We start from the raw sequence: 26,548 nt of genomic DNA, 5'->3' as shown, positions 1-26,548 counted from the left end.
TCACTTTCAGGACAGGCCCACGGCCGTGAGCAACACGTCCAGGGCCTTGATGCCGACAAAGGGAACGATGACGCCGCCGACTCCGTAGACGAGCAGGCTGCGCCGCAGCAGGGCCGCCGCGCCCAGCGGGCGGTAACGCACACCGCGCAGCGCCAGGGGAATCAGCGCGATGATGATGAGCGCGTTGAAGATGACCGCCGCCAGAATCGCGCTGTACGGCGACGACAGGCCCATCACGTTGAGCGGAGCAATCTGGGGAAACACCCCCATGAACAACGCCGGGAGGATGGCGAAGTACTTCGCCACATCGTTGGCGATGGAGAACGTCGTCAGCGTCCCGCGCGTCATCAGGAGCTGCTTGCCCACCTCCACCACCTCCAGCAGCTTGGTGGGGTTGGAGTCGAGGTCCACCATGTTCCCCGCCTCCTTCGCCGCCTGCGTGCCGGTGTTCATCGCCACGCCGACGTCGGCCTGGGCGAGCGCGGGCGCGTCGTTGGTGCCGTCACCCGTCATCGCCACCAGCTTGCCCTTGCCCTGCTCGGTGCGGATGAGCGCCAGCTTCGCCTCGGGCGTCGCCTCCGCGAGGAAGTCATCCACGCCCGCCTCACGAGCAATCGCCGCGGCGGTGCGCGGGTTGTCGCCGGTAATCATCACCGTGCGGATGCCCATGGCCCGGAAGCGGTCGAAGCGCTCCTTGATGCCGCCCTTCACCACGTCCTTCAGGTGGATGATGCCGAGCAGCCGCGAGCCATCCGCCACCGCCAAGGGCGTGCCGCCCGCGTCACCGATGCGGCCCGCCACCGAGGACAGCTCCGTCGGCACCGCGCCGCCCTGGGCCTGCACGTGCTTGACGATGGCATCCACCGCGCCCTTGCGGATGCTACGCGGGTGCGGGTCCACCAGGTCACACCCGCTCATGCGCGTCTGCGCGGTGAACGGGACGAACGTCGCGTGGTGCGCCAGCAGCTCGCGCGGACGCATCTTGTACGTGTCCTTCACCAGCGTGACGATGGAGCGCCCCTCGGGCGTCTCGTCCGCCAGGCTCGCCAGCTGCGCCGCCTCCGCCAGGTCCTCCATGCGGACACCCGGCATGGGCAGCAGCTCCGTGGCCATGCGGTTGCCCAGCGTAATCGTGCCCGTCTTGTCGAGCAGCAGCGTGTCCACGTCTCCCGCCGCCTCCACCGCACGGCCGCTCATGGCCAGCACGTTCTTGCGCAAGAGCCGGTCCATGCCGGCGATGCCGATGGCGCTCAACAGGCCGCCAATCGTCGTGGGGATGAGACACACCAGCAGCGCCACGACGGCCGTACCCGACAGCGGCACACCGGAGTAGAGCGCCAGCGGCACCAGCGACACACACGCCAGCAGGAAGACCACCGTCAGGCCCACCAGCAGGATGTGCAGCGCTATCTCGTTCGGCGTCTTCTGCCGGGCCGCGCCCTCCACCAGGCCAATCATCCGGTCCAGGAAGGACTCACCCGGGTTGACGGCGATGCGCACGACAATCCGGTCCGACAGCACCTTGGTTCCACCCGTCACCGCCGAGCGGTCTCCACCGGACTCGCGAATCACCGGCGCGGACTCGCCGGTAATCGCGGACTCGTCCACGCTGGCGATGCCCTCCACCACTTCACCGTCACCCGGGATGAGGTCACCCGCCTCGCAGACGACGAGGTCGCCCTTGCGCAGGTTCGGCGCGGGCACACGCTCCTCGCGCCCGTCCACCAGTCGCCGCGCGGTGGTGTCCTTGCGCATCTTTCGCAGCGCGCCGGCCTGGGCCTTGCCGCGCCCTTCCGCCACGGCCTCCGCGAAGTTCGCGAACAACACGGTGAACCACAGCCACACCGCCACCCAGACGGTGAACCACAAGGGCGCGCCGTCGGTGCGCGGCGAAACGAGGTCCTTCACCACCAGCACCGTGGTGAGCAGGCTGCCCGCCCACACCACGAACATGACGGGGTTGCGCGCCACGTCACGCGGGTGGAGCTTCTTCAGGCTGTCCAGCAGCGCGGGTTTGAGGAGAGACACGTCGAACAGCGACGCCGGCTTCGAGGATGCGGAGCTCATGGCTCAGTAGACCTTTCCGGCCCCGGCGAGGAAGTGCTCGACGATGGGGCTCAGGGAGAGCGCGGGGAAGAAGGTGAGCGCACCGACGATGACCACGATGCTCACCAGCAGGCCGGTGAACAGGGCGCCATTCGTCGGGAAGGTGCCCGGACCCGCCGGCACCACCTTCTTGCCCACCATGGAGCCGGCGATGGCCAGCGCGGGGACAATCATCAGGAAGCGCCCGCCGAGCATGGCCAGCCCCAGGGAGATGTTCCAGAAGGGTGTGTTGGCGTTGAGGCCCGCGAACGCGCTGCCGTTGTTCGCCGTGGCGCTGGTGAACGCGTAGAGGATTTCCGTCAGGCCGTGCGGTCCCGCGTTGTTCAGCGAGGACACGCCCTGCGGAATCACCGCCGCCACCGCGGACATCCCCAGGATGAACAGCGGGAAGATGAGCACGTAGAGCATCGCGAGCTTCATCTCCTTCGCTTCAATCTTCTTGCCCAGGTACTCGGGCGTGCGGCCCACCATCAGGCCGGCGATGAAGACGGACAGCACCACCATGATGAGGATGCCGTAGAGGCCCGCCCCCACTCCGCCAAAGATGACCTCGCCCAGCTGCATGTTGACCAGCGGCACCAGACCGCCCAGCGGGTTGAAGCTGTCGTGCATCGAGTTGACGGCGCCGCACGACGCGTCCGTGGTGACGGTGGCGAAGAGGGCGGACGCGGTGATGCCGTAGCGCACCTCCTTGCCCTCCAGGTTGCCCACCTGCGCCACCTGCGCGGAGGCCACGGCGGCGTTGGGCTGGGACTCGGCGGCGTACGCGGCGGTGGCGCCCGCGAAGAAGAGGATGGACATGGCCGCGAAGAGGGCCCAGCCCTGCTTCGTGTCCCCCGTCATCTTCCCGTACGTGTACGTGAGGGCGGAGGGGATGGAGAAGATGAGCAGCATCTGCACCAGGTTGGTGAGCGGCGTCGGGTTCTCGAAGGGGTGCGCGCTGTTGGCGTTGAAGAAGCCACCGCCGTTGGTGCCCAGCATCTTGATGACCTCCTGCGAGGCCACCGGACCCATGGCGAGCGTCTGCTTCGCGCCCTCCAGCGTGGTCAGCTCGTGGTACGGCGCGAAGTTCTGCAACATGCCCTGCGAGACGAAGAACAGCGCCACGACGAAGCACAGCGGCAGCAGCACATAGAGCGTGCCGCGCACCACATCCACCCAGAAGTTGCCCAGCGTCTTGGCTCCTTCCGGCCCCGGGCGGCGCGTGAAGCCGCGCGCCAGCGCCAACGCCACGCCGAGCCCCGCCGCCGCGGAGACGAAGTTCTGCCACGCCAGCCCCACCATCTGCGTGAGGTAGCTCATGGTGGACTCACCGGCGTACGACTGCCAGTTGGTGTTGGCGACGAAGCTGGCCGCCGTGTTGAACGACAGCTCCGGTCCCACCGCGCCCAGGCCTTGCGGGTTGAGCGGCAGCACGTGCTGCGCGCGCTGGAGCCCGTAGAGGATGAGCATGCCGACGACGCTGAAGGCCAGGAGCGCGCCGCAGTACTCCACCCACGTCTGCTCGCGACGCGCGCTGGCGCCCGTCAGGCGCAAGAGGACGCGCTCCACGGGGCCGAGCACGCGCGGCAACGGCTGCGTCTCCCCTTCGAAGACGCGGAAGAGATAGGTGCCCAGCGGCTTCGTCAGCGCGAGCAGGAGGGCGAAGAACAACACAATCTGCAACCAACCAATGAGGGTCATGGCGGAGTCCCTAGAAGCGCTCGGGACGGAGCAGGGCGTAGACGAGGTAGGCGGTGAGCAGCACGGCGAGCACGGCGCCAGCGGCGTATTCGAAAGTCATCGGGAGGACCTCACAGGCGCTCGCAGCCGTGGGAGTAGCCCCACGCGAGCGCGAAGAAACCAAGGGTGACGAGGATGAGGACGACGTCCATGGACGGACTCCAGGTTCAGAACCAGGCGGTGGCTCCGAGGACGATGAGCGTCTCGGAGTCCTTGAGGACGGGGGCACCTTCATCGGTGGTGGCGCGGCTGGCGAAGACGTCCGCCGTCGAGCGGTCATGCCGCGCCTCCACCTTGAGCGTGAGCTGCTCGGCGGGCTTCACCTCCAGGGTGAGCGTGCCCCCCGACAGCGTCTGCTCCACGCCCGTCATGAGCCCGTCGGCGTCGCGATACGCTTCCACGCGCGCGGCCAACGCCACGGGCTCGGTGAGCTGGACGCGGGCGTTGAGTCCCGCCGCGTACCAGACCGCGCGGTCCGCGCCGGGAATCCGCTGGGTGCCGGCGTCCACGGTGGCCGCGAGCTTGAACGACTCCGTCACCGCGTACGTCGCCACCGCGTCCGCGAAGAGCCTCAGGCCGTCGCTGCCCTCGGTGCCTTCGTTTCCGATGAAGGTGTTGAAGGACGCGGACAGGCGCTTGCCCGCGTAGGCCACCTGGGTGCCCAGCGCGAGGCCCCGGTTGTTGTCACCAATGGTCTGCCAGCCATTGAGGAGTTGGAGCTGCACGCTCCACGCGTCATCCAGCGCGTACGTGCCCTTGAGGCCCGTCTGGTAGTAGGGCGACAGCTCGCCCATCCACGAGCGCGTGTACGTCCAGTTGAGCTGCGACTGGAAGGACTCCAGCCCGATGTGGCTCGGATAGAGCCCGGCCTCCAACGTCAGCGGGCCGGTGGCGAAGGACAGCGAGGCCTGCTGCACGTAGCGCCACAAGTCGGGCCCGGAGGCGACGCCCTCGGGCTCGGCCGCGTGGACCACCTCCGCTCCCGTGCCGAAGCCGAGGAGCACCTTGAAGCCCACCGGCGCCGGGGCCACGCTCACGCCGATGGAGGCCAGGTTGATGGCCACTTCGCTGTCGCGCTTCGCGGAGGTGCCGGTGCCGGGGATGAAGTTCGCGGCGTTCGCGGGCCGGTTGAAGTTGTGGCCGAAGTACACGTCGACGCCTCCCTCGGGCTTCAATCGGGAGAAGAAGCCAGGGGCCTCCGCTTCGGCCTGGGTATCCGTGGGTCCTTGAAGTGGTGGCGAGGAGGCGTCGGCCTGCTGGAGCAGCAGGGAGAGCAGCAATGGAGGCGTGGTGAGAGGCCACATAGGTGTGCCCCCCTTGAGCACCGCCCGTACCAACCCCCTCCCCCTAGGACCCTAGGTGTTCCGAGGGGTTGCGGACATGCCCCGTGGGGCAGGATTGCAACCTGCACGACAGGCCGCCAGGCATCGTGCAGCTTGAGGCTCTGCGGACAGGGACAAGGCCGGGCGCACTGACACCTGGAAGCACCGCGCGTTTCGCACGAAGCCGGGGAAGGGTCCTCGCATCCCGCGCGATGTACGGCGCGGATGGCTCCACATGTTCGCGCTGGCTGAGAGTCAGACCTTTCGTGGAGGACGGCACGCCACCGAGGGCTTCACCGTGGATTCACGCCGTGAGCAGACCCTGCTGCTCGTCGCCGCGAACTTCAGGCTCTGAGCGTGCGCGGGAGTTCTCTGCTCACTCCCGGATGACCCGTGCGTAGGCGGCAAGCGCCTCGCGCAGCGGCGCCCCGCCCTGCTCCTCGGCTCCGTCCCGAAATTCAATCCGGAGCCCCTGGGAGCTGAACCTCGCGGCGGCAAGGAGGACGGGCGCGAACTCCCGCGCACGCGGTCCCGTGACGGTGGCCCGGATGGGAACCTCCGCGCCTCGGGTCACCTCGAGCCTCCAGAACCCATCTTCCCCAGAGGCCTTGAAGTACTCCAACTGGGAAGCCAGACGGGAGTGGGCACACCGGATGAAGAGGTCCGTCGAGGCATAGGGGATGGTCAGCCACGTCAGGTGGGGCAGGGCCGTCAGCGCATCGGCCAGGCCGCTCTCAAATGAGCTCTTCAACTCCAGCCGCCTCACGGAGCTGTTCGCGGACAGCAAGCTCACCAGCTCGCCTGGAACATTCAGCAGCCTCGTTACACGGCGCAACGCGGGGTGCCGGAGCATGCGCCCCCACTGCGCGACGTCATTGCCGTCGCTGTGGTGCTCCGGATTCCAGTGGAGTTCCTCCACCGTGTTCCAGCCGGGCTCCGGCTTGGGAAAGGACTTGGGGAAGTGGTCCCCCTTTATCGGGCGGACCGCGACGGGAAAGCCCCGCTCGAAGCGGGTGTAGCCTCGCTCGACGTAAGGTCCCAACGGCGCCTGCCACCGCTCCCGGTTCGCCACGAGCAGTCGAGCGATGCGCTCCTCATCCGGCGCCTTCGCATACTGGAGCATGATGAACTCCCCCAGTGGGTCGCCCTGCTCAAGCAACTGGTCGGCCAACACCTGCCGGGCGGAGTCATCCTCCGGCGCCTCATAGACGCGGGCGAACAGCGCCTCCCGAGTCGCAGCGTCGAGGCGCGCACTCTCCACCCGCTCCTCGATGACCTCCTTCAGCGCGTCACACCGCGCCAGGGTCTCCGCATCGAGCACGGGAGGAACCCAACGAGCGCCCAGCCGGATGACGAGGTCGAACCGCTCGACCTCCTCCCCTTGCGTTGAAGGGAGTCGGGCCTTCAGCTCGCGCAGGGGCTCCACGTCATAGGGCGCCCCCACGTACATGAAGAGGCTGCAAAGCATCTTCAGCTCGCCTGGAGTCTCCGCTCCCGGAAGACGGACGAGGGTGAGCAGGAGCGGAATGATGCGCGGATCCGCGGGCCACCATCGTCGCAGCCGGTCGAGGTCCGTGGAGAACGCACAGCGCGAAAGACTCGCCGCGCGTTCCCGCAGCCATCCCAGCGCTCGGGGAAGGTCCGTGGGATGCCGGCGGACCTCCTCGAGGACCCAGCGGATGGGCACCTCGAAGAAAGGGAGCCCCGTGGCGAGGTGGTCCGAGAGCCGCTGGATGAGCGCGATGACGGGCTCGGCTCGGCACTCCTTCCACGCCTCCAACAGGAGCGTGAGGGCCGCATCATCCTCCCGCCGAGCGAGCGCCTCCTCCGTGCGTCCCAGCAACTCCTTCAGCAGGTGGCTCACCCGGACAGGATAGCCGAGGCCACCGCAACCCGGCTTCGATTCAGGCCCGACCCATACTCAAGTCGCGACTTGACTATCCGGCGACCCCTCGCCAATACTCAAGTCCATGCTTAACCATGGCGCCGTCGACCGTATCTTCCATGCCCTGGGCGATTCCAATCGGCGCGCCATCGTCGAGCGGCTGAGTCGGGGAACCCTGTCGGTCAGCGACCTGGCGAAGCCGCTCGACATCACGCTCGCCGCCGTCGTGCAGCACCTCCAGGTGCTCGAGGAGAGCGGGCTGGTGCGCACCGAGAAAATCGGACGCGTCCGCTCCTGTCAGCTCGAGCCTGGTGGACTGCGCGTGGCCGAGGACTGGCTGTCGAACCGGCGCGGACTCTGGGAGCGCCGCTTCGACCGACTCGGCGAGCTGCTCGATGGGCCCGAGCGCCCGAACCCCACCCCTCGAAAGAAGGCCAAGACATGAAGACCCCTCCCGTCGTGCATGGCTCGTTCACCATCGAGCGCACCTACAAGGCGTCACCCGCTCGCGTCTTCGCCGCATGGTCGGACGTGGAGACGAAGGCGCAGTGGTTCATCGGTCCGCCGGACCGCTGGACGCTCGTGAAGCGCGAGCTGGATTTCCGCGTGGGCGGCCAGGAGCTGCTGCATGGGCAGTTCGGCGGCAAGCACTCCACCGTCTTCACCGCGCGCTATCACGACATCATCCCGAACGAGCGGATGGTCTACGCCTACGACATGAGCGTGGGCGACAAGCACCTCTCCGTGTCCCTGGCCACGGTGGAGCTCCACGCCACGAAGACCGGTGGGACGCGGATGGTCTTCACCGAGCAGGCCGCGTTCCTCGACGGGGAAGACGGCACCCGCTCTCGCGAGGAGGGCACGGCGGCGCACTTCGACCGGCTGGCGCTCATCCTGGAGTCCTCGCGCGACATCATCTCGTCCCGGCTCATCGATGCGCCCCGTGAGCAGGTCTATGCGGCGTTCAGCGACCCGGAGCAGCTGACGCTGTGGTGGGGGCCGCAAGGCTCGACGAACACGTTCGAGCAATTCGAGCTGCGCCCCGGCGGCAAGTGGCGCTTCACGATGCAGAGCGCGGAGGGAGCGCGCTACGCGATGGACAAGGAGTTCATCGAGGTGGTGCCGGCCGAGCGCATCGTCATCCAGCACCACCAGCAGACGCATCACTTCGAGATGCGGATGGACTTCGCGGACGAAGGGGCGCGGACGCGGCTCACGTGGCGCATGCGGTTCGAGTCGAAGGACGAGGTCGAGAAGGTGCGCGGGTTCGTGGAGGCCGCGAACGAGCAGAACTTCGACCGGCTCGCGGCCCACCTCGCCTCGCGGGTCAGAGCCGCGCGGCCATGATTCGGGCCCACAGCTCCTCGTCGAAGTCGGACAGCGTCTCCGCCGAGCGAGTCCCCGCCTGAGCACCCAGCCGCGTCACCACGAGGCCCAGTGAGCGGCTGACGTAGACCTTCTGGTCGTCCTTGCCCAGTCCGGCGAAGACGTCCTGCGGTGCGCTGGGAATGAGCGGGCCGTCGATGCGCGCGCTCAGCGGCGGTATCAGGGTGAAGGCCTTGCCATTGAGCCAGAACAGGTGGCCATAGGCGGGGTTGAGCGTCTGCGAGGAGTGGGTCGCGGTGGAGAGGTACGCCGAGGAGACGACCCGGGTTCCCGCCCACGCCCCGTCCGCGAGCAGCAGCAGGCCGAAGCGCGCCAGGTCTCGCGCGCTCATCGTCAGGCCCCACAGGGGCAGGCCCTTGCTGTCCGTATCGGAGCGCTGCTCCCACTGGCTGCGCGTCGCGCCCAGCGTGTTGAACAACCAGGCGCGGGAGAGCGCGTCGATGCCCAGGCCCGTGCGCCGCTCCAGAATCATGCGCAGCCGGTGATAGGCGTCGTTGTTGTACAGCCACGTCGTTCCGGGGGCCGCCTGAAGTCCGAGGGACGTGTTCAGGCCGCTCGTCATGGTCAGCAGGTGGCGCACGGTGATGCGGGCCTCGGCCAGCGCGCCCGTGTTGGACCAGCCGGCGCCGAGAATGGGAGTGACGCGCTCGTCGAGCGAGAGCAGTTGCTTGTCCACCGCGATGCCGACGAGCACGGAGACGACGCTCTTCTGCGCGGAGGCGATGTCGCGCATGAAGTTCGAGTTCGCCAGCCAGTAGCGCTCGGCGAGCAGCTTCCCATCTTGGAGGATGACGATGGCCCGGGTGTCGCGGGAGCCCGCGAAGTCGAGCGCGGCGTTGAGCTTCGCCACGTCCCAGCCCGTGCTGGCTGGACTCACCGTGGGCCAGCTCGCGTCATCCGTGGGGAAGACGAGGGGGGCCGTCAGACCGTGCGGGACGTCCCGGGGGGACGCCACGGTGGCTTCAGGTTGAGAGGTGGGCGTCTCGGTGGCCCCTTCTTCTGGAGCAGGAGGAGCACAGGCGAGGACGGCACAGACGAGAGAGAGAAACAGGGCGCGCAGGGGCATGGGAGTAGCAACACGCGTCAGCTCCGGAAGTTGCGGAAGGTGGCGGGGATGCGGCGAACGTGGGTTTATTTCGGCATGTCCTCGCCCTCTCCCGCCGAGTCCTACCTGCTGGACTTCCATCGTCGCCTCGCCGGGGTGACTTCGCGTGAGTTCGGAGGTGCTCCCGTGCTGCGCGACGGTGAGGTGTTCCCGTCCACCTATGCGCTCCTGGAGGCGGCGGTGCCGAAGGAGGACGGCCCCCAGGTAGTGCTCGACCTGGCGTGTGGTGATGGGTATCTGCTGGAGCTGCTCGCGCGGAGGAACCAGCCCGGGCTCGCGCTGGTGGGGCTCGACATGAGTGAGCACGAGCTCGCGGTGGCGCGGGCGCGGCTGAACGGCGCGGCGACGTTGCATCTGGGGCGCGCGCAGTCACTGCCGCTCGCGGAGGCGAGTGTCGACGTGGTGCTGAGCCATCTGGCGCTGATGTTGATGGACGACGTGGAGACGGTGCTCGCGGAGATACAGCGGGTGCTGAAGCCGACGGGGAGGGTGTCCGTCGTCGTCGGTGGCGACCTGGTGCGAGGCGAGGCGTTCGAGGTGTATCTGGGGTTGCTCAAGCCCCTGCTGGCCGCGGAGGCGCGGGTCCCCATGCCGCTGGGGGATGCGCGGGTGCGCTCCGTGGAAGGACTGACGGGGCTGTTCGGCGGCTTCACGCACGTGGACATCCGCCGGCTCGAGGTTCAGGGAGATGCGACGCCGGAGCACGCGTGGGAGTCGCTCAGCACGACCTATGACGCGGATCGGCTCTCCACGGCGGCGCGAGCCTCCCTCAAGCACGCCTTTGTCCAGGCCGTGGAGCCCTTGCGTCGCACCGACGGCACCATCCCCATGCGGTGGGGCATGCGGCAGGTGACGGCCACGGGGCGGCATCCCCTGTCACCGGAGTAGAGTCCGTCGTTCCGCACGAAGCATGGAGAACCTCCATGGCACTCCGCTGGGCCATCATCCTGGGGCTGTTGTTCGGCACGGGCTGCTCGACGACCCGCCAGGTCATCCTGCACACGGGGCAAGCCTCGTGGAGTGTCATTCCTCACGAAGATGCCGACCACCCGTTGGAGGAGGCCCATCCTGATGACGAGGAGTTCGTGGCGGCCCTCACGTCGCTCGCCCGAGACGTGAAACCCTTCCGGCACTCGATGAGCGAGGCGCGAGAGCGCTTCGGAATGCCCACCCGAAGTGGGGTGTATCGCATCGAGCAGCACGGCCAGCGACTCGTCCCACAGCAAGCCAGGGCGACCTCGGACCTCCATCTGTTGGAGTCCTATGCGGACGAGGAGCTGACACATGCGTATGGCCAATGGTGTCAGCGCAAGGGTCGCCCTGGAGATTGCCTGCGATTGCTGGAAGAGGGCCCTTTGCTGGCCAGTGATGGCAAATACACGCTGGCAATGGCCATCGCGATGAGCTCGGTGTGGGAGGAGACCGCGGAAGCCTTCACGGACATGGCGAATCCAGAGGCGCTCCTATCCACCCTCACGGCGTCCGTGACGATGTACATGCTCCTCTGGTCACTCCCCGAGCCCGTTTCTAAAGGCGTCGCGGCGACCTTGACTGCCGCCGCCATCGCCTATCTGGGCGTGGACACGGTGCTCCGCCTCATCGACGGCTGGGTGACGTTGGTGCGACGAGTGGACCAGGCCACCTCCTTCGACCAACTCCGCGAGGCGGGAGAGAGCTACGGAGAGGTGATGGGCGAGAGCGCGGCGCGCATCTTCGTGATGCTGGCTGCGGCGGCAGTGGGAGAGACGGCGGGACTGGCCGCGAAGTCCCTGCGATTGCCCGGCTCGGCACAGGCGGCCATCGCAGTGGAGACCCAGGCTGGTTACTCGTACGCCGCCCTGAGCAGTGTGGAATCGGTGGCCATCACGGCCCAGTCCATCACCATCGTGCTGGCTCCCAACGCGATGGCCATGGCGGGACGAGGGATGAGCCAGAACCACCACCTCGCCACGAACAAGAACAGTGTCTCCCCGGCACGGGGTGGCCCCTGGACTCCGAGGTTCGAGAAGCTCTTCAAGAAGGCGGGAATGGAGCTGAAGGACCCCGAGAACATCGTCGATGTCCCAGGTCACAAGGGTCCACATCCACAGGAATACCATCAACTTGTCTTCAAGCGGCTGAACGACGCGACAAGCACCTGTCGCACCGTGGAGACGTGCCGCAGGGCACTCACGCTCGGCCTCAGGGAACTGGCCAAGGAAGCAGTGACCCGGGGAACAGACATTCACAGGCTCCTGACCCAGCACAAATCACGGTAAGAACGCGCCATGACCGTCCGCTTCTTCGAGCTCTCCGAGAACGTCCAGGCCGAGTATTGGTACCTGGGGGACCCCTTGGATGAGCACGGTCAGGAAGTGGAGGACCCCTACCGCTTCCGTGCAGGCCAACGGATTGCCGCCGCGGGTCGCCTGACCTTTCCCCTCGACCAACCCGGGCGCCCTCGCGACTTCTCCAACGCGGGGCTCGGCATGGCCCCCGTCATCCATGTCCGAGCAGCGGCCATCTTCGCGGAGCGGGCTCCCGACGATGTGCAGCTCATTCCCGTGGACGTTCAAGGCCAACCGGACCAGTACGTACTGCTCGTAGCCACCCGGCTCATCCGCTGCATCGACGACGCGGCCTCCCGGGAGGTTCTCTATTGGAAACCAGAGCACGAGCAACCCGAGCGCGTGGGACACTATCGCTCCGTCTCAGGACTGCGAATCGATGCCCAGGCCGTCGGCCATGCCCAGGTGTTCCGACCGTGGGGATGGAACCTCGCGCTCATCGTTTCAGAGGACCTCAAGGTCGCACTGGAGCAGGCGAACATCACCGGCACTCAGTTCACTGAGGTCTGACCCGTCCAGCGGCGCTTCAGCGAACGGTGTGGGCCTGCGTCCCGCTCGCGCCGTCGCCCGTGGCCGTGAGCGTCAGCGCTCCTGCCTGTGTCGCCCGGAAGTAGAACGTCGCCTCCTGCTGCGGCCCCTCCAGCGCCAGTGCCCAGCCCGTTCCCGAAGTGGCCAGTGCCTGGGTGCAAGTCGCGTCGGAGTAGAGCACCGCTCCCGGCGCCGCCGTGCCCGCCACCTCCAGCACCAGTGACGGCGCCGTCAGCGCGGACAGGTTGCCCCGCGTGTCCTGGCTCTGCACCACCAGTTCCTCCGAGCACTGCCCCACTCCTGTCTCCCGGATAGGTGTGAGGAACTCCAGGCGCGATGCCGCCCCCGCCACCACGTCCACGTCGAACGTCACATCGGGCTCGGTCTCGCGCGCGTACCCCGGCCCGCTGACGTGGTTCTGGCTGATGAGGTTGGCACCTCCCAGGTCGGAGATGCCCGCCTGATAGGGATAGCCGTTCGTCACCACCGGCCCATCATGCGCCACCGTGTTCCGCGTCACCCGGAGTCGCGTCGACACAGACAAGGGTCCACCGTCCTCCTCCGCCTGGGACAGGTTGATGCCGACGTCGTTTTCCACCAGCGTGTTCTCGAAGATGACGACGTCCTCACACAGCGCCATGTCGTAGTAGGCCCCGCCCGCGACGAGGATGCCCGAGCCCGTCGTCTCTCCTCCCGAGTACGCATTCCCCGTCACCCGGTTCCCCGTCGCCCGCCCCGTCGCCCCATCACTGAACTGGATTCCATTTCTCGCGATGAAGGGCACCGGCCCCCCGCCGTCCACCTGGTTGTCCTCCACGTTCAGCTCCACCCGCCCCGTGCCGGAGATGCCCGCCTTCTGGTAGCGCGCCACCCGGTTGCGCAGCACCTCCACCCTGGTCACCGTCTCCGCGTCACGCGCGTTCCGCACCTCGATGGCCACGCCCTCCTGGCAACCGCCCTCGCCCTCCTTCTGGTTCACGTCGAGCACCTCGCTGTCGACGATGGAGCCACTCGCCCCTTCGAACAGGATGCCCCGCAGCCGCGCCGCGCCGCCGTCACACGCCAGCTCCGACAGGCCTCGCGCCGCCACCGTCACGGCTCGCACGTGCGCCGTCGTCCCCAGGCTGCTCAGCACCGCGCCTCGGAAGCGCCGTCCCCGCGGGTCCACCGCCGTGAGCACATGCCCCGCTCCGTCGAACGTGTATCCATCGGGAATCCACACCGTCTGCTCCGTGGTGCAGTCCGCCGCCAGCGTCACCCTCGAGTCCTCCAGCGTCGCGGCGCACGACGGGAACTCGCCGCACAGCAAGTCCCCCCACTCCACCGTGAACTCCCGCGTCGCGCTCAGGCCCGAAAGGTTCGTGACGGTCAGCGTGATGGTCGGAGGCGTGTCTACGGGTATGCAGGACAGCACCACCCAGTCCACCGAACCCGAGTCCCTCTCGCGCACCGCGTTCCCCAGCAGGCCCGTGTTCGTCGTCCACGCGAAGGTCAGCGGCTCCCCCTGGGGGTCCGCCGCCATCGCCGTCAGTCGCACCGGTCTCCCCGCCGACACGTCCGTCTCCGACTGCGAGGCGCCGATGATGCTCGGCGGCAGCGGGTTCGTCACACACAAGTCCAACGAGCGCTCACGATGCGCCCCGAAGCCGTCACTCGCTCGCAACGTCAGCCGACAGTTGTCACACGCGGCCTGAGGCGCGGCGCTCGGCGTGAAGCGAGTCGCCGCCGCCGCCGCGTTCTCAAAAGTCCCTTCACACGTCGCGGTCCAGGCGAAGGTCAGGGCGTCTCCGTCGTCATCCACGCCCACCGCCTGAAGCGTCACCGGAATCCCCACGCGCGCCTGGGACACGGGCTGGGCCCCCAGCTCCGTCAGGACAGGCGCGTGATTGAGCGAGGCCGTGTGCACCAGGTCCCCGCCGCCCGCCAGCTCCACGTCCACCGAGAAGCGCAGCGTACTCACCGCGCCTCGCGCGCTCGTCACCGCGAGCGTGAGGTTCACCGCGCCACGCCGCAGCGGCGCCGTCCACTCCGCGTCGACAGCCGTCGCATCATCGAAGGTGCCGGAGGTCGCGCTCCACGCATACGTCAGCACCTCCGACGCATCGACGGCATGCGCCAGCGCACGGAGCTTCAGCGCGGCTCCTGGAGACACCGATGCCCGCGAGCCCACCACCGCATCGATGACGGGCGCCGTGCGGGCCGTCTCCGAGTCCGTCGCGCGAGGCACCAGCACGACGAGCGCGTCGTGGTGTTTCAACAACTCCACGCCCGGGACGTCCACCTGTCCCAGCACAGCGCCCGTCGCATCGAGCACCCGCGCCCCCACCGAGGTTCCCGCCCCCGAAGGCAGGCTCCGCAGCACGCCCTGCCACAGCGGTGCCTCGGAGCTGCTCAGGGCCGCGGTCACGGCAGCACCCCGAGCCGGCGTCGCGGACGCCTCCACGCGAGCCACGGTGTCGAGCGGCAGTGAGCGCGGCAGCACGGTGACCACCCGGAGCGAGCCCGCGGGCTCCACCTGCACGCCCAGCGGCTCCTCCTGATGACACCCCGTGGCCAGCACCAGCGCGCTGGCAACCAGGGCCAGTCGCATCGCGTTCGCTCGGTTCATGGTGACGTCCTCTCGGCGATGTCCGGTGTCTCACGATACCGGCAAGCGGCCATGCGCCCAAGCAACCGGCCGAGCCAACCCGGAGGCCCGCCTGCTCGCGCCGCCCCGCAAGGCAGCGCCGCGTCGAGCGGACGACATCGGGTGAGCAGCGCGGTTCGGAAGCGGGCAGTGCGTCAGGAGCGTCGGCACGGCGTTGACGCACGGTGTTCTCCTGCCGCGTCGTGCGAGCCCCTGAATCACGTCGCCCACAGCCCTGGCCCATCCGCGTGGCCCACTGGGTCAACGTGCCACTGCTCGTCATCATGGCGGGCAGCGGGCTGCAGATTCTCGCGGCCTATCCCATGCTCGGCACGCAGGGGCGGCCCTATGGCTGGTATCCCTTCCAGGGCACGCCACCTCCCGAGTGGGCCCGAATCGGTGACTGGCTCGCGGGTGCACGAGGCTGGCACTTCGCCTTCGGCGGGTTCCTCGCGCTCAACGGCTTCGTGTATCTGCTCTACCTGGCCCTCAGCGGCGAGTGGCGGCGGCGCCTCTTCTTCCCGCGTCGCGACACTCGCAACGCCGTGAGCACGCTCGCGTTCTATCTGCGCCTGCGCAAACAGCCTCCCGACCAGGGGCTGTACAACGGCCTGCAACGGCTGGCGTACACGGGCGCGCTGATACTGGGCATCCTCGCCGTGCTCTCGGGGCTCGCGCTCTACAAGCCCGTGCAGCTCGGTGCGCTAGCCACGCTGCTCGGCGGCTATGACTCCGCGCGCGCCATCCATCTGCTCGTGCTCGCCTCGTTCGTGCTCTTCACGGTGGGGCACGTGGTCATGGTGTTGCTGCATCCGCGCTCGTTCGGGGAGATGGTGACGGGCGGGAGGAAGCCGGATGCCTAGGCTCCTCGTTCCGTCGCGACGTCCTCTGCTCCTCACGCGTCGCTCCGTCCTGCTCGGGGCGGCGGCGCTCACGACGTCCGCCTGTGACAGCGCGCGTCCTCGCGAGGGTTTCCTCGGGGCCATGGAGCGCATCAATCAGCGGCTCCAGGGGGCTCTCTTCGACGAGGACCAGCTCGCTCCGGAGCTGCCGCCCGAAGAGGCCACGCCGCCTGGTGACTTCCCCCAGTACTTCGTCTCCGAGTCCATGCCGCTCGTGCCTCAAGGTTGGGCGCTCAAGGTGGGTGGGCTCGTCGAGCGGCCTGGGATGCTGTCACTCGCGGACCTGCAGCGGCTGCCGCGCACGGAGTACCGCATCCGGCACCACTGCGTGGAGGGCTGGAGCGCGGTGGCGTCGTGGCATGGCGTGCGCGTGAGTGACGTCGCCAGGTACGTGGGCGCGGACCCGAGGGCTGGCTACGTGGAGCTGCGCTCGTTCGATGCGGGCTACTGGTCCTCGTGGGACAGGCCGAGCGCCTTCCACGCACAGACGATTCTCGCCTACGGGATGAACGGGCAGCCGCTGTCACCGGCGCACGGCGCGCCGCTGCGCCTCTACTCGGCGGTGAAGCTCGGCTACAAGATGGTGAAGTACCTCACCGAGGTGAACTTCCTCCCCGAGCCCACCGGCGGCTACTGGGAGGAGCGCGGCTACGAGTGGTACGCGGGCGTGTAGCCCCACCCCTTCAAGCAATGTCGGCCCCGCCTGCTATCCAGGCCGTCTCTTGCGGCGGTCCTCCTCGGCTATTACCCTGAACTGAGTAGAAACTGAGTATTAATGACCTCAGTACACAGCAACCCCAAGAGAACGGAGCCCGTCGTGCCCCAGACCGAACGTCTCCAGGCGTCCCTGCCGTCCTTCTCGATGAAGGAACTCACCCGCCTGAGCAAGGAGCTGGGGGTCGACAAGAGCACCGTGGTCCAGGAGGCCCTCTCCCTCTTCACGAAGGCCGCCCTGGAAGCCAGGCGAGGGTCCCGGCTCGCGTTCCTCCCACGGACGCCCCAGGGCACCGTGCGGGAGTTCAGCACGCCCCTGCTCACGCACATGGAGCAGGCCTCACAGAAGGACCCCGTCGAGATTGTCCTTCCGGATGCGGACTTCGACCGGGTGGTGAAGCGACTCGAGAAGCCCGCGAAGCCCACCGCCGCGCTCCGCGCACTTGTTCGCAAGCAACGCCGTCGCTAACCCGCGTGGACTTGCCTGGGATTCATGCCACCACCCTCCTCGTCCGACATCGTCCTTCCCGCCCCCATCACTCAAGCGGTGACCCGGAGCGACACGGGCAGTGGCTTCACGTGTGAGCACGAAGCCCTGAATCGCTTCTTCCGTGAGTCCGCCCGGCAGAACCAGGAGCGAGACATCAGTCGGACCTGGGTCCTTCGGCGCACCGCGTCCGACGACCCCGCTCTACCGCTGGTCCTGGGCTACTACACGCTCTCGCTGACCACCCTCAAACGGGAGACGCTTCCGCCCGACCTGGGCAAGAGACTGCCGCACTACCCGCTCCCGGCGGTCCTCATCGCGCGCCTCGCACGGGACTCTCGCGTGAGAGGCCGGGGCCATGGCGAAGACCTCCTCGGAGACGCCCACCTTCGCGCGCTCACCATCAACGCCCAGAGTGGCGCCGTGGCGGTCATCGTGGACGCCAAGGACGCCCACGCTCGCGACTTCTACAAGAGGTTCGGCTACGAGCCGCTGCTCGCCGAGAGCGAGCCTCCGACCTCGCCCTGGCCCCTGCGGCTCTTCCTGCCCATGGCCGAAATCCGCGCCGCGTATTCCGAGGCCCCCTGACACACCCGCGCGAGGGGGCCGAGCACAGGCCCCACCCTCACGCCTTGCTGCCGGCGAAGCCTCCACCGAACGGAGACGGCCCGCGCTGACGCAGGGCCTCGCGCTCGGCCTTCAGCGCGGCCAGGGCCTCGTCGCGCGTGGCGTAGTGATTCACCGCCGCGCCGTTGATGGCCCCGCTGGTGAGCACGAACATCTGCGTCATGTCGTCCCCACCAAACCGGTACGAGCGATGCGTGAAACGCTCCAGCACCTCACGCCGCTCCTTGCCGAACACTCGCCCCGCCGTGAACTTCACCACCAACCCATCCAGGTTGATGAGCAGGTCCACCTTGCCAGACCCCGCGTAGCGCGACAGGTGCACCTCCACCTCCCGCCGCCAACGCAGGACGTCCTCCTCATTCACCAGGACGCAGTCGGTGAAGTAGGCCGTCACGACGTCGTTCTGCGCGTCGTACTCGAAGGACATGTTCCAGGCCATCGTGCTGCCTCCTCGAAGCCGGAATCAGGCGGGCGCGGAGCCCGCCAGAAAGGCGGACAACACCGCCGCGGTCTCCTGGGGGCTCTCCACCTGCGGATAGTGTCCAGGGCCCGGAATGTGAGCCATGCGCGCGCGCTTGATGGGCTCCACCACCGCCTGCCGCAAGAAGGCCGGCGGCAGGAAGGCGTCGTCCGTCGACACCACCAACGTCGGCGCCGCGATTTTCGACAGCCGGTCCGCGAAGCCACCCTGCGTCCACGCGTCGAACGCCTGCTCAATCGACGCCGCGCTCACCGACCCCGAGTCCTTCAACAGCGACTCCAGCGACTCCGGCGACAGCTTCTTGCAGGCCAGGCCCAGAATCATCTTCTGCTTCTCGCGGTCTCCCGCCGACGTCCGGAACAACCCCGCGGCATCCGGCGGCAACGGCAGCCCCGACGCGGGCACCGAGTTGAGCAAGAGCAACGCCTCCACCCGCTCCGGCACGTGCGACGCAATCCACTGCGCCAACTGCCCACCCATGCTGTGTCCCACCACCGAGAAGCGCTGGGCTCCCACCGCGTCCACCACCGCCAGCACGTCCTTCGCCAGCCCCTCCAACGAATGCCCACCCGCCGGCTTCCCCGACTGACCCGTGCCGCGCGCGTCCGGAACCACCAGCCGCAGCCCCGTCAGGTCCAGCCGCTCCACCATCGAGTCCCACACCGCACCCGACACCATCCACCCATGCACCAACACCACCGTGCGCGGTCCTTCGCCGATGACGCGATAGTGAAGCGAGGTCCCGTCAGATGCGGAAATCGTGCCCATGTCGTCTCCTCAGACGAAAAGGATAAAGCAGTATTGAAGAAATGTGCAGAAGCGAAAGCAAGCCATGACACTCAGGAGAGTTCCAGGGGGCGCATGTAGGCGTTCGCGGTGGGTATGAGTCGGGTTGGCGGGGAGCGGAGGTGGTGGGTTGTCTCACGGGCGGCGTTCCGCTCTGGCAGAGTCCGCCGCCTCATGGCGGACGAACGGGATGGGACGGGCGGCGCGCGGCACGAAGCTCGGCGCACGGTGCACTGCGAGGACGCGCTGACGTGGCTGGCGGCCCAGCCGGTGCTCGCGGGGTGCTCGGCGGTGGCGTCGCTGCCGGACGCGTCGGAGTTCCCCTCGCTGTCCCTGCCCGAGTGGAAGGCGTGGTTCATCCGCGCGGCGGCGCTGGTGATGACGCGCGTGCCCGATGACGGCGTCGCCATCTTCTATCAAACGGACGTGAAGGACGAAGGCCTCTGGGTCGACAAGGGCTACCTCGTCTCACGCGCCGCCGAGGAGACAGGCCTGGGCCTGCTCTGGCACAAGGTCGTCTGTCGCCGCGCCCCCGGGACGGTGACGTACGGCCGGCCCGCGTACTCCCACTTCCTGTGCTTCTCGCGCGGCGTGCGCCCGGACCTGGCGAAGTCCACCGCGGATGTCCTCGCGGACGCGGGCGAAGTCACCTGGACGCGCGGCATGGGTGTCGACGCGTGTCAGCTCGCCTGCCGCTTCATCCTGGAGAACACGTCCACGCGCACCGTGGTGGACCCGTTCTGTGGCCACGGCACCGCGCTGGCCGTGGCCAACGCCATGGGCCTGGACGCGGTGGGCGTGGAGCTCAGTCGCAAGCGCGCGCGCAAGGCCCGCAACCTGCGCGCGGAGTGGCGCGAGGGGAAGCTCGTGCTGGTGGCGAGCGACTACCTCGCGCAGCCCTTGTCGTAGTCCACGGTCCGCGTCGCCCCTACTTCACCGAGGACGATGCCCGCACCGCGGAGGCGCCCACGTCGGAAGCCGCGAGGGCCGAGGGTGACGGCAGCGCCGCCAGCTCCCTCTCCACGGCGGGCTCCAGCTCCGCGAGGAACGCTCCGAAGAGGCGCTCCTCCAGGGCCAGCGCTTCCTCCAACGAAGCGCCCACGGCGGTGAGGCGCGCCACGCACGCGTCCTCGATGGTGCGGCGGTGGCTCTGCTCCTCGGTGACGACGCGCCCCAGCTCCTCACGGACGCTCGTGTTGCGCGAGGCCGCCTTGTAGAGCGGGTAGAGCACCATGGCGCGGCGCTCGATGGCCGTCGTGGTGAGCAGGTAGTGCAGGTACACGTCGGGCTGGCCGGTGTGCGCGGTGGCCCAGGTGGCCAGCTCGTGGTCCAGCCCCTGGAAGTAGCGGCCCGCCGCCTCCGGACAGAGGAAGGTGGTGATTTCACCCCCGGCCACCTCGGCAGACAGGCGCTTGAAGGCGAACGCGTGGCGCGTCTCGTCGGACAGATGTCCGAGCACTTCCAGCGAAGGATGACGGTCCGCCACCGTGCGCGAAATCTTCCGCGCCCCGATGAACTCCATGAGGGACAGGGTGTGCAGCCAGCGAGCCTCGAGCTCGGGAGCCTGGGCCAACTGACGAAGCACCGCCTGGATTCGGTCACGCATACCGCGCCTCTAGCGCGAGGACGGCCCGGGAGCGAGCACCAAGACGCCGCCCCCGCCAAGGCAACAATACGCGGCGCCCGTCATGCGGGCGCGGGCGCCTCCGAGCCCCAGAGTTCCTCCGCCACCGAGCGCGTCGTCGCGTGACTCACCGGCGACACCCCTTCCAGGAAGCGGAACAGCTCCATCGCCACCGCGTGCGGCGCGTCCCACATGACGAAGTGCCCCGCATTCGGGACCTTCATCCACCGCGCACCGGGGATGTCCCACGCCAGTCGCTCGCCGTACTTCGCGGGCAGGATGCCGTCCTTCTCCCCCCACAACACCAGCACTGGCACGACCAGGTGCCCCAGCTTCGACGCCAGCTCCAGCGTCTGGTTGGTGTTCAGCGCCACCGCGTCGCGTGACAGCGACACCATCCCCACCTCCGTCGCGTACGGCGCCAGCAACCCCTCCAGCATTTCCGCGGTCTGCGGCGTCGCGAAGCCCTTGCGCTTGAGTGCCTGCGTCAAGAAGCGCGTCAGGCGCTCCGGCGTCAGCCTGCGCGCCATCGCGGGCGTGCCCAGCTGCGCCATCAACCCCTTGGGCCACGCGTCGTAACAGACGCTGTCCATCAGACACAGCCGCCCCACCCGCTGGGGAAAGCGCACCGCGAGCTGCTGCGCCACGCCGCCGCCCACGTCGTGCCCCACCACCGTCGCGTCCACCACGCCCAGGCGGTCCATCCACGCCTCCAGCGCCTCCGCCTGCCGCGATATCGAACGGTCGAACCTGTCGCGCCGGTCGGAGAACCCGTAGCCCAGCAGGTCCGGCGCCAGCACGCGGTACGACTCGGCCAGCCCCGGCGCAATCCCGCTCCACAGGTAGCCCCAGTTCGGAATGCCGTGCAGCAGCACCACCGGCGGCCCCGAGCCCCAGTCCACGTAGCTCACGAACCGACTGCCCAGCTCCATCACCTCTTGTCGTCCCTGCCACTCGCGCCAGTTCATCGCAGCTCCTCCGCCGCCACCCAGTCCGGCACCAGCCGGGACGCTCCCGGCATCGGCTGACGCAGCATGTCCGGCACGTCCTGCACCAGCCGCGACAGGTTCAACAGCAAGGCCGGCGAGCGCCGCTCCAGCGCCTGCGTCACCTTCAGCACCGCCTCCGCGTTCTCCCCCAACGCCGACACCCGCTCGCGACTCAACGCCACCGGGTACGGCAGCGCCCGCGCCCGCCGTCGCGCGGACTCCAACAGTTGCTCCGATGCGCGCTGGAAGGCCTCGTCCTTCATGCGCGGCTTCAGCCGTCGCCACGCGGTCTCCAGATACGAGGGCCAGCAGCCCAGCGCGCGGTACTCACCCGGCACTCCCGGCGGCCCCACCGTCTTCACGATGTCCGCGAACAACGTCCGCAGCACAGCGTCGCCCGGCTTCTCCGCCACCCAGTCCATCGCCGCCATGCGCGAGGGGACGCCACGCTCCAGCCGCTCCGACGTCCCCAGGGCGCCCTGCTGTCCCACCGGCTGGCCCTCCAGCGCCATCCGCACCGCGGACACCATCAACATCACCCGAGGCTGCATCGTCTCGAACAGCTCCAGGGCTCCGCGCGCGTGGAAGCGCTGGCTGGGCCCCAGCCTCGTCGCGCCCCACGCGCCCAGCGCCTCCCACTGCACCGTCGAGTCCAGGACCTCCTGCCACAGGCCCAGCGCGGACTCCTCGAAGGCGCGCGTCTCCACGTTCGGCCCCAGCGCTTCCCACATCGCCACGAAGAAGCGCGGGTATGCGGCCCACGTGCGCAAGGACACGTCCACGCCCGTCACGCGCATCGTCCGCCGCAGCTCGTGGTAGACGCGCTCGACACCGCCCTCCGCCCCATGCTCGCTCACCTGTCTCACCCTGGCCATGCCGGCACCCCCGGCAACGGTGGGAACGGCGGGGCGCGGTGGACACCTCCCTCAGCGCACCCGGCCGCCTGGAAGGCCCCGCTCCCAGGGCAGTCGCCTCGCGGACATCACGTCGGCTCTCCACCACCTCGCCACCCTCCGGGGCGGTGTCGCCGGACACTAAAGAACACTCGCGGCTCCAGCGGTTTGACTCCGTCCTTGACGGCTCGCTTTGCTTCCGTTCGCGCGACGAAGGAGTCGTGCCTGCCTGGTTCGCGGGGGGCAACCAGCATGTGGCTTCGACACGTGTCGCATCGAAAGCCATTTCGAAGCAGCCCCCCAGGTGCGCGGCGAGAGGCGGACGCCCCGCGTGAGGCGTCTGGCCCCGCGCGCCACCACCACCACCGCAGCGAGGGACGCCAGCGGGCGCCCGGGGGAGAGACGACATGAGCAGCGACAACGACACCTGGGGACCCCGGCTGGTCAGCGTCCCCCTGGTCGGCGCGGTGAGCGATTACCTGCAGCGCATCCAGGACCTGGGCGCCGTGGAAGGCCCCGGTGGCGCGGTGGGACTCAACCCCGCGCTGGAGCCGGTGATGGAGGCGCTGCACCACCTGCTGGCCGGTGGAGAGGTGGAGGTCCGCGTCACGCGGCGCGGACACTCCCGGCTCGTCCAGGAGCTGCGTCAGCGCGTCGAGGACGCCACGCGCGAGGTGAACGAGTTCCAACGAGTGGCGGGCTGCACCCTGTCCACCACCGTATGAGCACGCGCTTCGCCGGCGGCGCCGCCGTCACGGCCTCGTTCCGGCGCTGGACGCGTGCCCAGGACACCGCGGAGGTGCTCGCCGCCGCCGGCGTGGGGGCTTGGTGGGCGCTCACCACCGTCGTGCTGGCGGTGCTCGCCGCCGTCGCGTGGGCGCCGGGCGCGAGCACCCTCTTCGGCATCTCCTTCGTCGACGGGCTGCTGTGCGCGGCGCCCATGCTCGTCAGCGGCCTGCTCTTCTCCGCGGTCCACCGGAAGCGGCGCCACATCGAGACGTGGGGCTGGCTGTGGCTGCTGCTCGGCGTGACGTCGCTGCACTTCTTCCTCGCCGCGCTGATGGCGATGTCGGACCTGCAGGGCGCCACCGTCATCACCTCCCTCTTCCTCTTCACCACCGCGTTCCACGGCCGGCTGCACCGCGTGACGCCCCGGCAGCCCTTCCTCGCCCTGGGCACGGCGCTGGCGCTGGTGGCCGCGCTGCCCTTGCTCGAGAGCCCAGAGCACCTGGTGTTGTTCGGCGTCATCGGCCCCGCCGCCCTCACCGCGGAGCTGTACCTGGGCACCTTCGCCGTGCAGCACGACCAGGCCCGCGCGGAGGCCGAGCGCCTGCGCGCCGCCGTGCAGGCGCAATTGCTGGAACAGCAGGAGCAGGACGTGGGCCGGCTGTCGCGCGCGCTGGGGGAAATCCTCGGCTACCACCACGAGCTGGACAGCGCGCTCATGTCGGCGGGCACCGCGGCGGACATGCTGGCGGTGATGGGGGTGCAGCGCAACGCGCTGGCCCGAGGCGACTTCGAGGACCTGGTCAAGACGCTCAACGACAGCCTCACCCAGATTCGGAACATGGTCGGGGAGATTCGCGCGAAGGGCCGGCGTTATGTCGGCTCGGAGCCGGAGCCGGTGGAGCTGACGCCGCTCCTGGAGGGCGTGCGCACCAGCATGGGCCTGCGCTTCCCGGACGTGGACTTCGAGGTGGCGGTGGAGCCGGGGCAGCCGCTGCGCGCGCTGATGCGAGGCGGGGCCACCACGCTGCGACGGGTGGTGGAGAACCTGGTGCTCAACGCCTGCGAGGGAGACGGCAAGCAGGGCGCCTCGCGCGTGCGCATCCAGGCCCGGGTGGAGCCGCTCAGCGGCCGGCTGGAAGTGGTCATCGCGGATGACGGGCCGGGCTTCCCGGCCGCGCTCCTCGACGTCCCCGCGGAGGAGCTCTACACGTCCAAGCCCGAGGGCACCGGCCTGGGCCTGTACACCAGTGAGTGCCTGCTGCGCGCCAGCGGCGGAATGCTGTACCGACGCAACGCCCCGGACGGCGGAGCCCTGCTGCGCCTGTTTCTGCCCAGGGAGTACCGATGAGCGGTGGAGCCCTTTACCAAGAGGCCCTGCGGGTGCTGCGGCGACTGGAGCTGCCCGAGGAGTCGGAGCACGACGTGCTCGCCGCGTTGGAGGCCGCCCAGCCGGGCCCCCTGCCCCTCTTCTACGAAGCCGGCGCGGAGGCCGGACTGGAGCGCCCCGTGCTCACGGCGCGCGGCGTGGGCCTCTTCTTCATCTTCTGCGCGGGCAACCTCGCCGACGACCTCATCGACGGCGACTGCACCTACTACGACACGCCCCTGCGCATGGGCCCGTGCGCGCAGTTCCTCCTGCAGAACCTCGCCTGGGCCACGCTGGCGGAGCCTCGCGCCCGCGTGCTCCCGAACGCCATGGAGGAGAGCGCACGGCTGTTGGCGCAAGCCGCGGGACCGCAGGCCCTGGAGGTGCGCGCCCAGGCGTGGAGCGAGCCCTTGTTCCGCCGGGTGGCGGAGGGCATCGCCGGGCGACAGTGGGCCGCGTACCTGCGCGTGCTCTGGGCGGGGACGTGGCTGGAGGAGCGCGCGGTGTCGGTGGGCCTGAGCCTGGGTGTGGCCGCCCATGTGGCGGAGGACATCCGCTCCAAGGACCCGCGCTTCACCTCCATGCCCCCGAGCGACCGGCTCACCGTGGTGACGTGGGGCAGGCAGGCCGCGGAGGCGCTGCGCGGACAAGACTTGCGCTGCCTGGACGCGGCGCTGCGCCGCATCGAACCGATACTTCCGGAGGTGGAGCCATGAGGGCGGAACCCCCACGGTGTGAAGCCCGCCATGACGCGGTGGCCGCCTACTACGAGGAGAAGACGGAGCGCATCCTCCGTCGCTACGGGCCCGGCCCCCGCATCCACTTCCACGTGGGGCTGGTGGACGACGTGCCTCCACCGGGCGAGCCGGAGCCGCTCGTGCGCGAGCGCGTCCACGCCTCCCAGGAGGCCCTGCTCGCGGAGCTGGCGCGCGCGGTGGGCTCGTTCCCTCGCGGAGCCGACGTGCTGGACGTGGGCTGCGGCCTGGGCGGCGGTTCGCTGTACTGGGCCGCCGAGCATCAGGCCTGGGTGACGGCGGTGACGAACGTGCCCTCGCACGTGGAGCTGGTGCGCACGTTCGCCGAAATCGAGGGCGTGGGCGCGCGCGTGAAGCCCCTGCACTGTGACGCGCTCGCGGTCCCGGGCCGCGCCTGCTTTGACGCCGTGGTGGCGGTGGAGAGCAGCAGCTACCTGCCGCGCGCGGAGTGGTTCCGCCGCGTGCGTGCGCTCTTGAGGCCCGGAGGCGTGGTGGCCATCGCGGACTGCTTCCTGGGCCGCCCCGAGCTGGCCGCGCCCTTCGACCGGTACTGGCGCACGCGCATCGGCTCCCTGGACGAATACCTGTCCGCCGCGCACGCCGCCGGACTGGAGCTGGAGGTCCGCGACGATGTGTCCGCGCGCGTGGTGGGCTTCTGGTCTCTCACGCTGGAGCTGCTCGCTCACGAGCGCTTCACGTCCCCCGGTCAGCCTCCGGCGCGCGTCCTCGCCCGAGGGGAGTCCCGCCGCGAGCACCTGCGACTCCAGCAGGCGTTGATGGATGGCGGACTGGAGTACGCGCTGCTCGTGCTGCGCCGCGAGGACTGAGCACCGCGCCTGTCCTCCGGCCCGGGGCTGACGAGCAAGCAAGCACCCCGGGACACCATGCCCCGCGCGCGGTGCGGCCCCAGCCTTGGGCGAGCCTTAAAAAAGGGAGGAGCGCGCGATGAGGACTTTCACGCGATGGCTGACGGTGGCGGCGGTGGCGGCGGCCCTGACGATGACGGGGTGCCGTGAGCGGAGCCGTGAGGACAACTCCGGGGCCATGGGTGGCTCTGGCGACAACAAGGGCGCCCTGGACCACCAGGGCACGGGCGGGTCCGGCAAGCCGACGAAGGGCACGGACGCGGGCACCGTGCGGTAGCGCCAACCGCGCCAGGTGGGCTCCGGCTGTTATCGTGACGACTCG

At 69.1% G+C, this 26,548-nt stretch carries 27 protein-coding genes; 15 read left to right on the top strand and 12 right to left on the bottom strand.

The window, feature by feature from the left end; translation table 11 throughout:
• Positions 1-6: 6 nt before the first annotated feature.
• The 5 genes from kdpB to HUA78_RS23565 form a co-directional block, all read right to left on the bottom strand.
• Entirely contained in the window at positions 7-2,067 is a 2,061-nt protein-coding gene (gene kdpB, locus HUA78_RS23585) for a potassium-transporting ATPase subunit KdpB (protein WP_174477208.1), read from the bottom strand.
• A gap of 3 nt (positions 2,068-2,070) precedes the next feature.
• Positions 2,071-3,789, bottom strand: coding sequence for a potassium-transporting ATPase subunit KdpA (gene kdpA, locus HUA78_RS23580; protein WP_174477207.1), 1,719 nt, complete (start codon positions 3,787-3,789; stop codon positions 2,071-2,073).
• Between the two features lie 10 nt (positions 3,790-3,799).
• Positions 3,800-3,889, bottom strand: a complete 90-nt coding sequence (gene kdpF, locus HUA78_RS23575) for a K(+)-transporting ATPase subunit F (protein ID WP_141641721.1) — start codon at positions 3,887-3,889, stop codon at positions 3,800-3,802.
• Positions 3,890-3,995: 106 nt separating this feature from the next.
• On the bottom strand, positions 3,996-5,132 hold the full coding sequence (locus HUA78_RS23570; protein WP_174477206.1) for a porin: 1,137 nt from the start codon (positions 5,130-5,132) through the stop codon (positions 3,996-3,998).
• A 394-nt stretch (positions 5,133-5,526) separates the two neighbouring features.
• Positions 5,527-7,014, bottom strand: a complete 1,488-nt coding sequence (locus HUA78_RS23565) for a hypothetical protein (RefSeq protein WP_174477205.1) — start codon at positions 7,012-7,014, stop codon at positions 5,527-5,529.
• Between the two features lie 106 nt (positions 7,015-7,120).
• Here HUA78_RS23565 and HUA78_RS23560 point away from each other — a divergent pair, with 106 nt between their 5' ends.
• Together HUA78_RS23560 and HUA78_RS23555 are read left to right on the top strand one after the other, a co-directional pair.
• Positions 7,121-7,480: a helix-turn-helix transcriptional regulator gene (locus HUA78_RS23560; RefSeq protein WP_174477204.1), complete on the top strand. Its 360-nt coding sequence runs from the start codon at positions 7,121-7,123 to the stop codon at positions 7,478-7,480.
• Complete coding sequence (locus HUA78_RS23555) at positions 7,477-8,382, top strand: SRPBCC family protein (protein ID WP_174455954.1); 906 nt, start codon at positions 7,477-7,479, stop codon at positions 8,380-8,382. Before HUA78_RS23560 ends, HUA78_RS23555 begins: the two co-directional genes overlap by 4 nt.
• Here the strand turns inward: HUA78_RS23555 and HUA78_RS23550 are convergent.
• A complete protein-coding gene (locus HUA78_RS23550; protein WP_174477203.1) occupies positions 8,363-9,487 on the bottom strand; it encodes a serine hydrolase in 1,125 nt (374 codons plus the stop codon). The genes HUA78_RS23555 and HUA78_RS23550 overlap by 20 nt on opposite strands.
• Before the next feature lie 48 nt (positions 9,488-9,535).
• On the opposite strand from HUA78_RS23550, the gene HUA78_RS23545 reads away from it, so the two are divergent.
• From HUA78_RS23545 to HUA78_RS23535, 3 genes are read left to right on the top strand one after another with little or no spacing between them, the layout of a single operon-like run.
• On the top strand, positions 9,536-10,414 hold the full coding sequence (locus HUA78_RS23545) for a class I SAM-dependent methyltransferase (RefSeq protein ID WP_254623860.1): 879 nt from the start codon (positions 9,536-9,538) through the stop codon (positions 10,412-10,414).
• Positions 10,415-10,449: 35 nt separating this feature from the next.
• Positions 10,450-11,784, top strand: coding sequence for an AHH domain-containing protein (locus tag HUA78_RS23540; RefSeq protein ID WP_174477202.1), 1,335 nt, complete (start codon positions 10,450-10,452; stop codon positions 11,782-11,784).
• A 9-nt stretch (positions 11,785-11,793) separates the two neighbouring features.
• Positions 11,794-12,363 (top strand): imm11 family protein, encoded by a 570-nt coding sequence (locus HUA78_RS23535; protein WP_174477201.1) that lies wholly within the window; start codon positions 11,794-11,796, stop codon positions 12,361-12,363.
• Positions 12,364-12,379: 16 nt separating this feature from the next.
• Here the strand turns inward: HUA78_RS23535 and HUA78_RS23530 are convergent, their stop codons facing one another.
• Positions 12,380-14,989: a right-handed parallel beta-helix repeat-containing protein gene (locus HUA78_RS23530; protein WP_174477200.1), complete on the bottom strand. Its 2,610-nt coding sequence runs from the start codon at positions 14,987-14,989 to the stop codon at positions 12,380-12,382.
• A 221-nt stretch (positions 14,990-15,210) separates the two neighbouring features.
• Between HUA78_RS23530 and HUA78_RS23525 the strand changes: the two genes are divergently transcribed.
• The 4 genes from HUA78_RS23525 to HUA78_RS23510 all read left to right on the top strand — a co-directional run bounded on the left by HUA78_RS23525 (position 15,211) and on the right by HUA78_RS23510 (position 17,698).
• Positions 15,211-15,870, top strand: a complete 660-nt coding sequence (locus tag HUA78_RS23525; RefSeq protein ID WP_174455958.1) for a cytochrome b/b6 domain-containing protein — start codon at positions 15,211-15,213, stop codon at positions 15,868-15,870.
• Entirely contained in the window at positions 15,863-16,582 is a 720-nt protein-coding gene (locus HUA78_RS23520) for a molybdopterin-dependent oxidoreductase (RefSeq protein ID WP_174460250.1), read from the top strand. Before HUA78_RS23525 ends, HUA78_RS23520 begins: the two co-directional genes overlap by 8 nt.
• A gap of 144 nt (positions 16,583-16,726) precedes the next feature.
• Positions 16,727-17,092 carry a hypothetical protein gene (locus HUA78_RS23515; protein WP_174460251.1) on the top strand — a complete coding sequence of 122 codons (366 nt, stop codon included), beginning with the start codon at positions 16,727-16,729 and terminating at the stop codon, positions 17,090-17,092.
• Between the two features lie 24 nt (positions 17,093-17,116).
• Positions 17,117-17,698 carry a GNAT family N-acetyltransferase gene (locus HUA78_RS23510; protein WP_174477199.1) on the top strand — a complete coding sequence of 194 codons (582 nt, stop codon included), beginning with the start codon at positions 17,117-17,119 and terminating at the stop codon, positions 17,696-17,698.
• A gap of 37 nt (positions 17,699-17,735) precedes the next feature.
• On the opposite strand, the gene HUA78_RS23505 is transcribed toward HUA78_RS23510, so the two are convergent.
• Complete coding sequence (locus HUA78_RS23505; RefSeq protein WP_141646985.1) at positions 17,736-18,176, bottom strand: hypothetical protein; 441 nt, start codon at positions 18,174-18,176, stop codon at positions 17,736-17,738.
• Between the two features lie 24 nt (positions 18,177-18,200).
• The gene (locus HUA78_RS23500) at positions 18,201-18,986 is read right to left on the bottom strand and encodes an alpha/beta fold hydrolase (protein WP_174455961.1); all 786 of its coding nucleotides are present in this window, start codon (positions 18,984-18,986) and stop codon (positions 18,201-18,203) included.
• 192 nt (positions 18,987-19,178) lie between these two features.
• Here HUA78_RS23500 and HUA78_RS23495 point away from each other — a divergent pair, with 192 nt between their 5' ends.
• A complete protein-coding gene (locus tag HUA78_RS23495; protein WP_174455962.1) occupies positions 19,179-19,913 on the top strand; it encodes an SAM-dependent methyltransferase in 735 nt (244 codons plus the stop codon).
• 19 nt (positions 19,914-19,932) lie between these two features.
• Here HUA78_RS23495 and HUA78_RS23490 read toward each other — a convergent pair whose 3' ends face one another.
• The 3 genes from HUA78_RS23490 to HUA78_RS23480 form a co-directional block, all read right to left on the bottom strand.
• Entirely contained in the window at positions 19,933-20,610 is a 678-nt protein-coding gene (locus HUA78_RS23490) for a hypothetical protein (RefSeq protein ID WP_174464771.1), read from the bottom strand.
• Between the two features lie 80 nt (positions 20,611-20,690).
• The gene (locus HUA78_RS23485; protein ID WP_174460255.1) at positions 20,691-21,596 is read right to left on the bottom strand and encodes an alpha/beta fold hydrolase; all 906 of its coding nucleotides are present in this window, start codon (positions 21,594-21,596) and stop codon (positions 20,691-20,693) included.
• Positions 21,593-22,492 carry a halocarboxylic acid dehydrogenase DehI family protein gene (locus HUA78_RS23480; protein WP_174460256.1) on the bottom strand — a complete coding sequence of 300 codons (900 nt, stop codon included), beginning with the start codon at positions 22,490-22,492 and terminating at the stop codon, positions 21,593-21,595. Before HUA78_RS23480 ends, HUA78_RS23485 begins: the two co-directional genes overlap by 4 nt.
• A gap of 425 nt (positions 22,493-22,917) precedes the next feature.
• Here HUA78_RS23480 and HUA78_RS23475 point away from each other — a divergent pair, with 425 nt between their 5' ends.
• The 5 genes from HUA78_RS23475 to HUA78_RS23455 all read left to right on the top strand — a co-directional run bounded on the left by HUA78_RS23475 (position 22,918) and on the right by HUA78_RS23455 (position 26,503).
• Positions 22,918-23,235: a hypothetical protein gene (locus HUA78_RS23475; RefSeq protein WP_254623859.1), complete on the top strand. Its 318-nt coding sequence runs from the start codon at positions 22,918-22,920 to the stop codon at positions 23,233-23,235.
• A complete protein-coding gene (locus HUA78_RS23470; RefSeq protein WP_174477198.1) occupies positions 23,232-24,587 on the top strand; it encodes a HAMP domain-containing sensor histidine kinase in 1,356 nt (451 codons plus the stop codon). The genes HUA78_RS23475 and HUA78_RS23470 overlap by 4 nt, the downstream gene beginning before the upstream one ends.
• On the top strand, positions 24,584-25,321 hold the full coding sequence (locus HUA78_RS23465) for a hypothetical protein (protein WP_174460257.1): 738 nt from the start codon (positions 24,584-24,586) through the stop codon (positions 25,319-25,321). Before HUA78_RS23470 ends, HUA78_RS23465 begins: the two co-directional genes overlap by 4 nt.
• A complete protein-coding gene (locus HUA78_RS23460) occupies positions 25,318-26,187 on the top strand; it encodes a cyclopropane-fatty-acyl-phospholipid synthase family protein (RefSeq protein ID WP_174460258.1) in 870 nt (289 codons plus the stop codon). Before HUA78_RS23465 ends, HUA78_RS23460 begins: the two co-directional genes overlap by 4 nt.
• A gap of 118 nt (positions 26,188-26,305) precedes the next feature.
• Positions 26,306-26,503 (top strand): hypothetical protein, encoded by a 198-nt coding sequence (locus tag HUA78_RS23455; protein ID WP_174455969.1) that lies wholly within the window; start codon positions 26,306-26,308, stop codon positions 26,501-26,503.
• The last annotated feature ends 45 nt before the right edge of the window (positions 26,504-26,548 follow it).

This window comes from Myxococcus sp. CA033 (genome assembly GCF_013336625.1).
GTDB classification, from domain to species: Bacteria; Myxococcota; Myxococcia; order Myxococcales; family Myxococcaceae; genus Myxococcus; species Myxococcus llanfairpwllgwyngyllgogerychwyrndrobwllllantysiliogogogochensis.
Note: the sequence above shows the minus strand (reverse complement) of the source record. Positions and strands in the feature narration are given on the sequence as shown.

What these genes read in the sequence shown, in the direction of transcription:
- kdpF (WP_141641721.1), bottom strand. Translation starts at nt 3,889, where the DNA reads ATGACTTTCGAATACGCCGCTGGCGCCGTGCTCGCCGTGCTGCTCACC.
- HUA78_RS23555 (WP_174455954.1), top strand. Translation starts at nt 7,477, where the DNA reads ATGAAGACCCCTCCCGTCGTGCATGGCTCGTTCACCATCGAGCGCACC.
- HUA78_RS23490 (WP_174464771.1), bottom strand. Translation starts at nt 20,610, where the DNA reads ATGCGTGACCGAATCCAGGCGGTGCTTCGTCAGTTGGCCCAGGCTCCC.
- HUA78_RS23560 (WP_174477204.1), top strand. Translation starts at nt 7,121, where the DNA reads ATGCTTAACCATGGCGCCGTCGACCGTATCTTCCATGCCCTGGGCGAT.
- HUA78_RS23485 (WP_174460255.1), bottom strand. Translation starts at nt 21,596, where the DNA reads ATGAACTGGCGCGAGTGGCAGGGACGACAAGAGGTGATGGAGCTGGGC.
- kdpB (WP_174477208.1), bottom strand. Translation starts at nt 2,067, where the DNA reads ATGAGCTCCGCATCCTCGAAGCCGGCGTCGCTGTTCGACGTGTCTCTC.
- HUA78_RS23545 (WP_254623860.1), top strand. Translation starts at nt 9,536, where the DNA reads ATGCGGCGAACGTGGGTTTATTTCGGCATGTCCTCGCCCTCTCCCGCC.
- HUA78_RS23510 (WP_174477199.1), top strand. Translation starts at nt 17,117, where the DNA reads ATGCCACCACCCTCCTCGTCCGACATCGTCCTTCCCGCCCCCATCACT.
- HUA78_RS23480 (WP_174460256.1), bottom strand. Translation starts at nt 22,492, where the DNA reads ATGGCCAGGGTGAGACAGGTGAGCGAGCATGGGGCGGAGGGCGGTGTC.
- HUA78_RS23465 (WP_174460257.1), top strand. Translation starts at nt 24,584, where the DNA reads ATGAGCGGTGGAGCCCTTTACCAAGAGGCCCTGCGGGTGCTGCGGCGA.
- HUA78_RS23520 (WP_174460250.1), top strand. Translation starts at nt 15,863, where the DNA reads ATGCCTAGGCTCCTCGTTCCGTCGCGACGTCCTCTGCTCCTCACGCGT.
- HUA78_RS23495 (WP_174455962.1), top strand. Translation starts at nt 19,179, where the DNA reads ATGGCGGACGAACGGGATGGGACGGGCGGCGCGCGGCACGAAGCTCGG.
- HUA78_RS23470 (WP_174477198.1), top strand. Translation starts at nt 23,232, where the DNA reads ATGAGCACGCGCTTCGCCGGCGGCGCCGCCGTCACGGCCTCGTTCCGG.
- HUA78_RS23455 (WP_174455969.1), top strand. Translation starts at nt 26,306, where the DNA reads ATGAGGACTTTCACGCGATGGCTGACGGTGGCGGCGGTGGCGGCGGCC.
- HUA78_RS23540 (WP_174477202.1), top strand. Translation starts at nt 10,450, where the DNA reads ATGGCACTCCGCTGGGCCATCATCCTGGGGCTGTTGTTCGGCACGGGC.
- HUA78_RS23505 (WP_141646985.1), bottom strand. Translation starts at nt 18,176, where the DNA reads ATGGCCTGGAACATGTCCTTCGAGTACGACGCGCAGAACGACGTCGTG.
- HUA78_RS23530 (WP_174477200.1), bottom strand. Translation starts at nt 14,989, where the DNA reads ATGAACCGAGCGAACGCGATGCGACTGGCCCTGGTTGCCAGCGCGCTG.
- HUA78_RS23460 (WP_174460258.1), top strand. Translation starts at nt 25,318, where the DNA reads ATGAGGGCGGAACCCCCACGGTGTGAAGCCCGCCATGACGCGGTGGCC.
- HUA78_RS23550 (WP_174477203.1), bottom strand. Translation starts at nt 9,487, where the DNA reads ATGCCCCTGCGCGCCCTGTTTCTCTCTCTCGTCTGTGCCGTCCTCGCC.
- HUA78_RS23570 (WP_174477206.1), bottom strand. Translation starts at nt 5,132, where the DNA reads ATGTGGCCTCTCACCACGCCTCCATTGCTGCTCTCCCTGCTGCTCCAG.
- HUA78_RS23535 (WP_174477201.1), top strand. Translation starts at nt 11,794, where the DNA reads ATGACCGTCCGCTTCTTCGAGCTCTCCGAGAACGTCCAGGCCGAGTAT.
- HUA78_RS23475 (WP_254623859.1), top strand. Translation starts at nt 22,918, where the DNA reads ATGAGCAGCGACAACGACACCTGGGGACCCCGGCTGGTCAGCGTCCCC.
- HUA78_RS23500 (WP_174455961.1), bottom strand. Translation starts at nt 18,986, where the DNA reads ATGGGCACGATTTCCGCATCTGACGGGACCTCGCTTCACTATCGCGTC.
- kdpA (WP_174477207.1), bottom strand. Translation starts at nt 3,789, where the DNA reads ATGACCCTCATTGGTTGGTTGCAGATTGTGTTGTTCTTCGCCCTCCTG.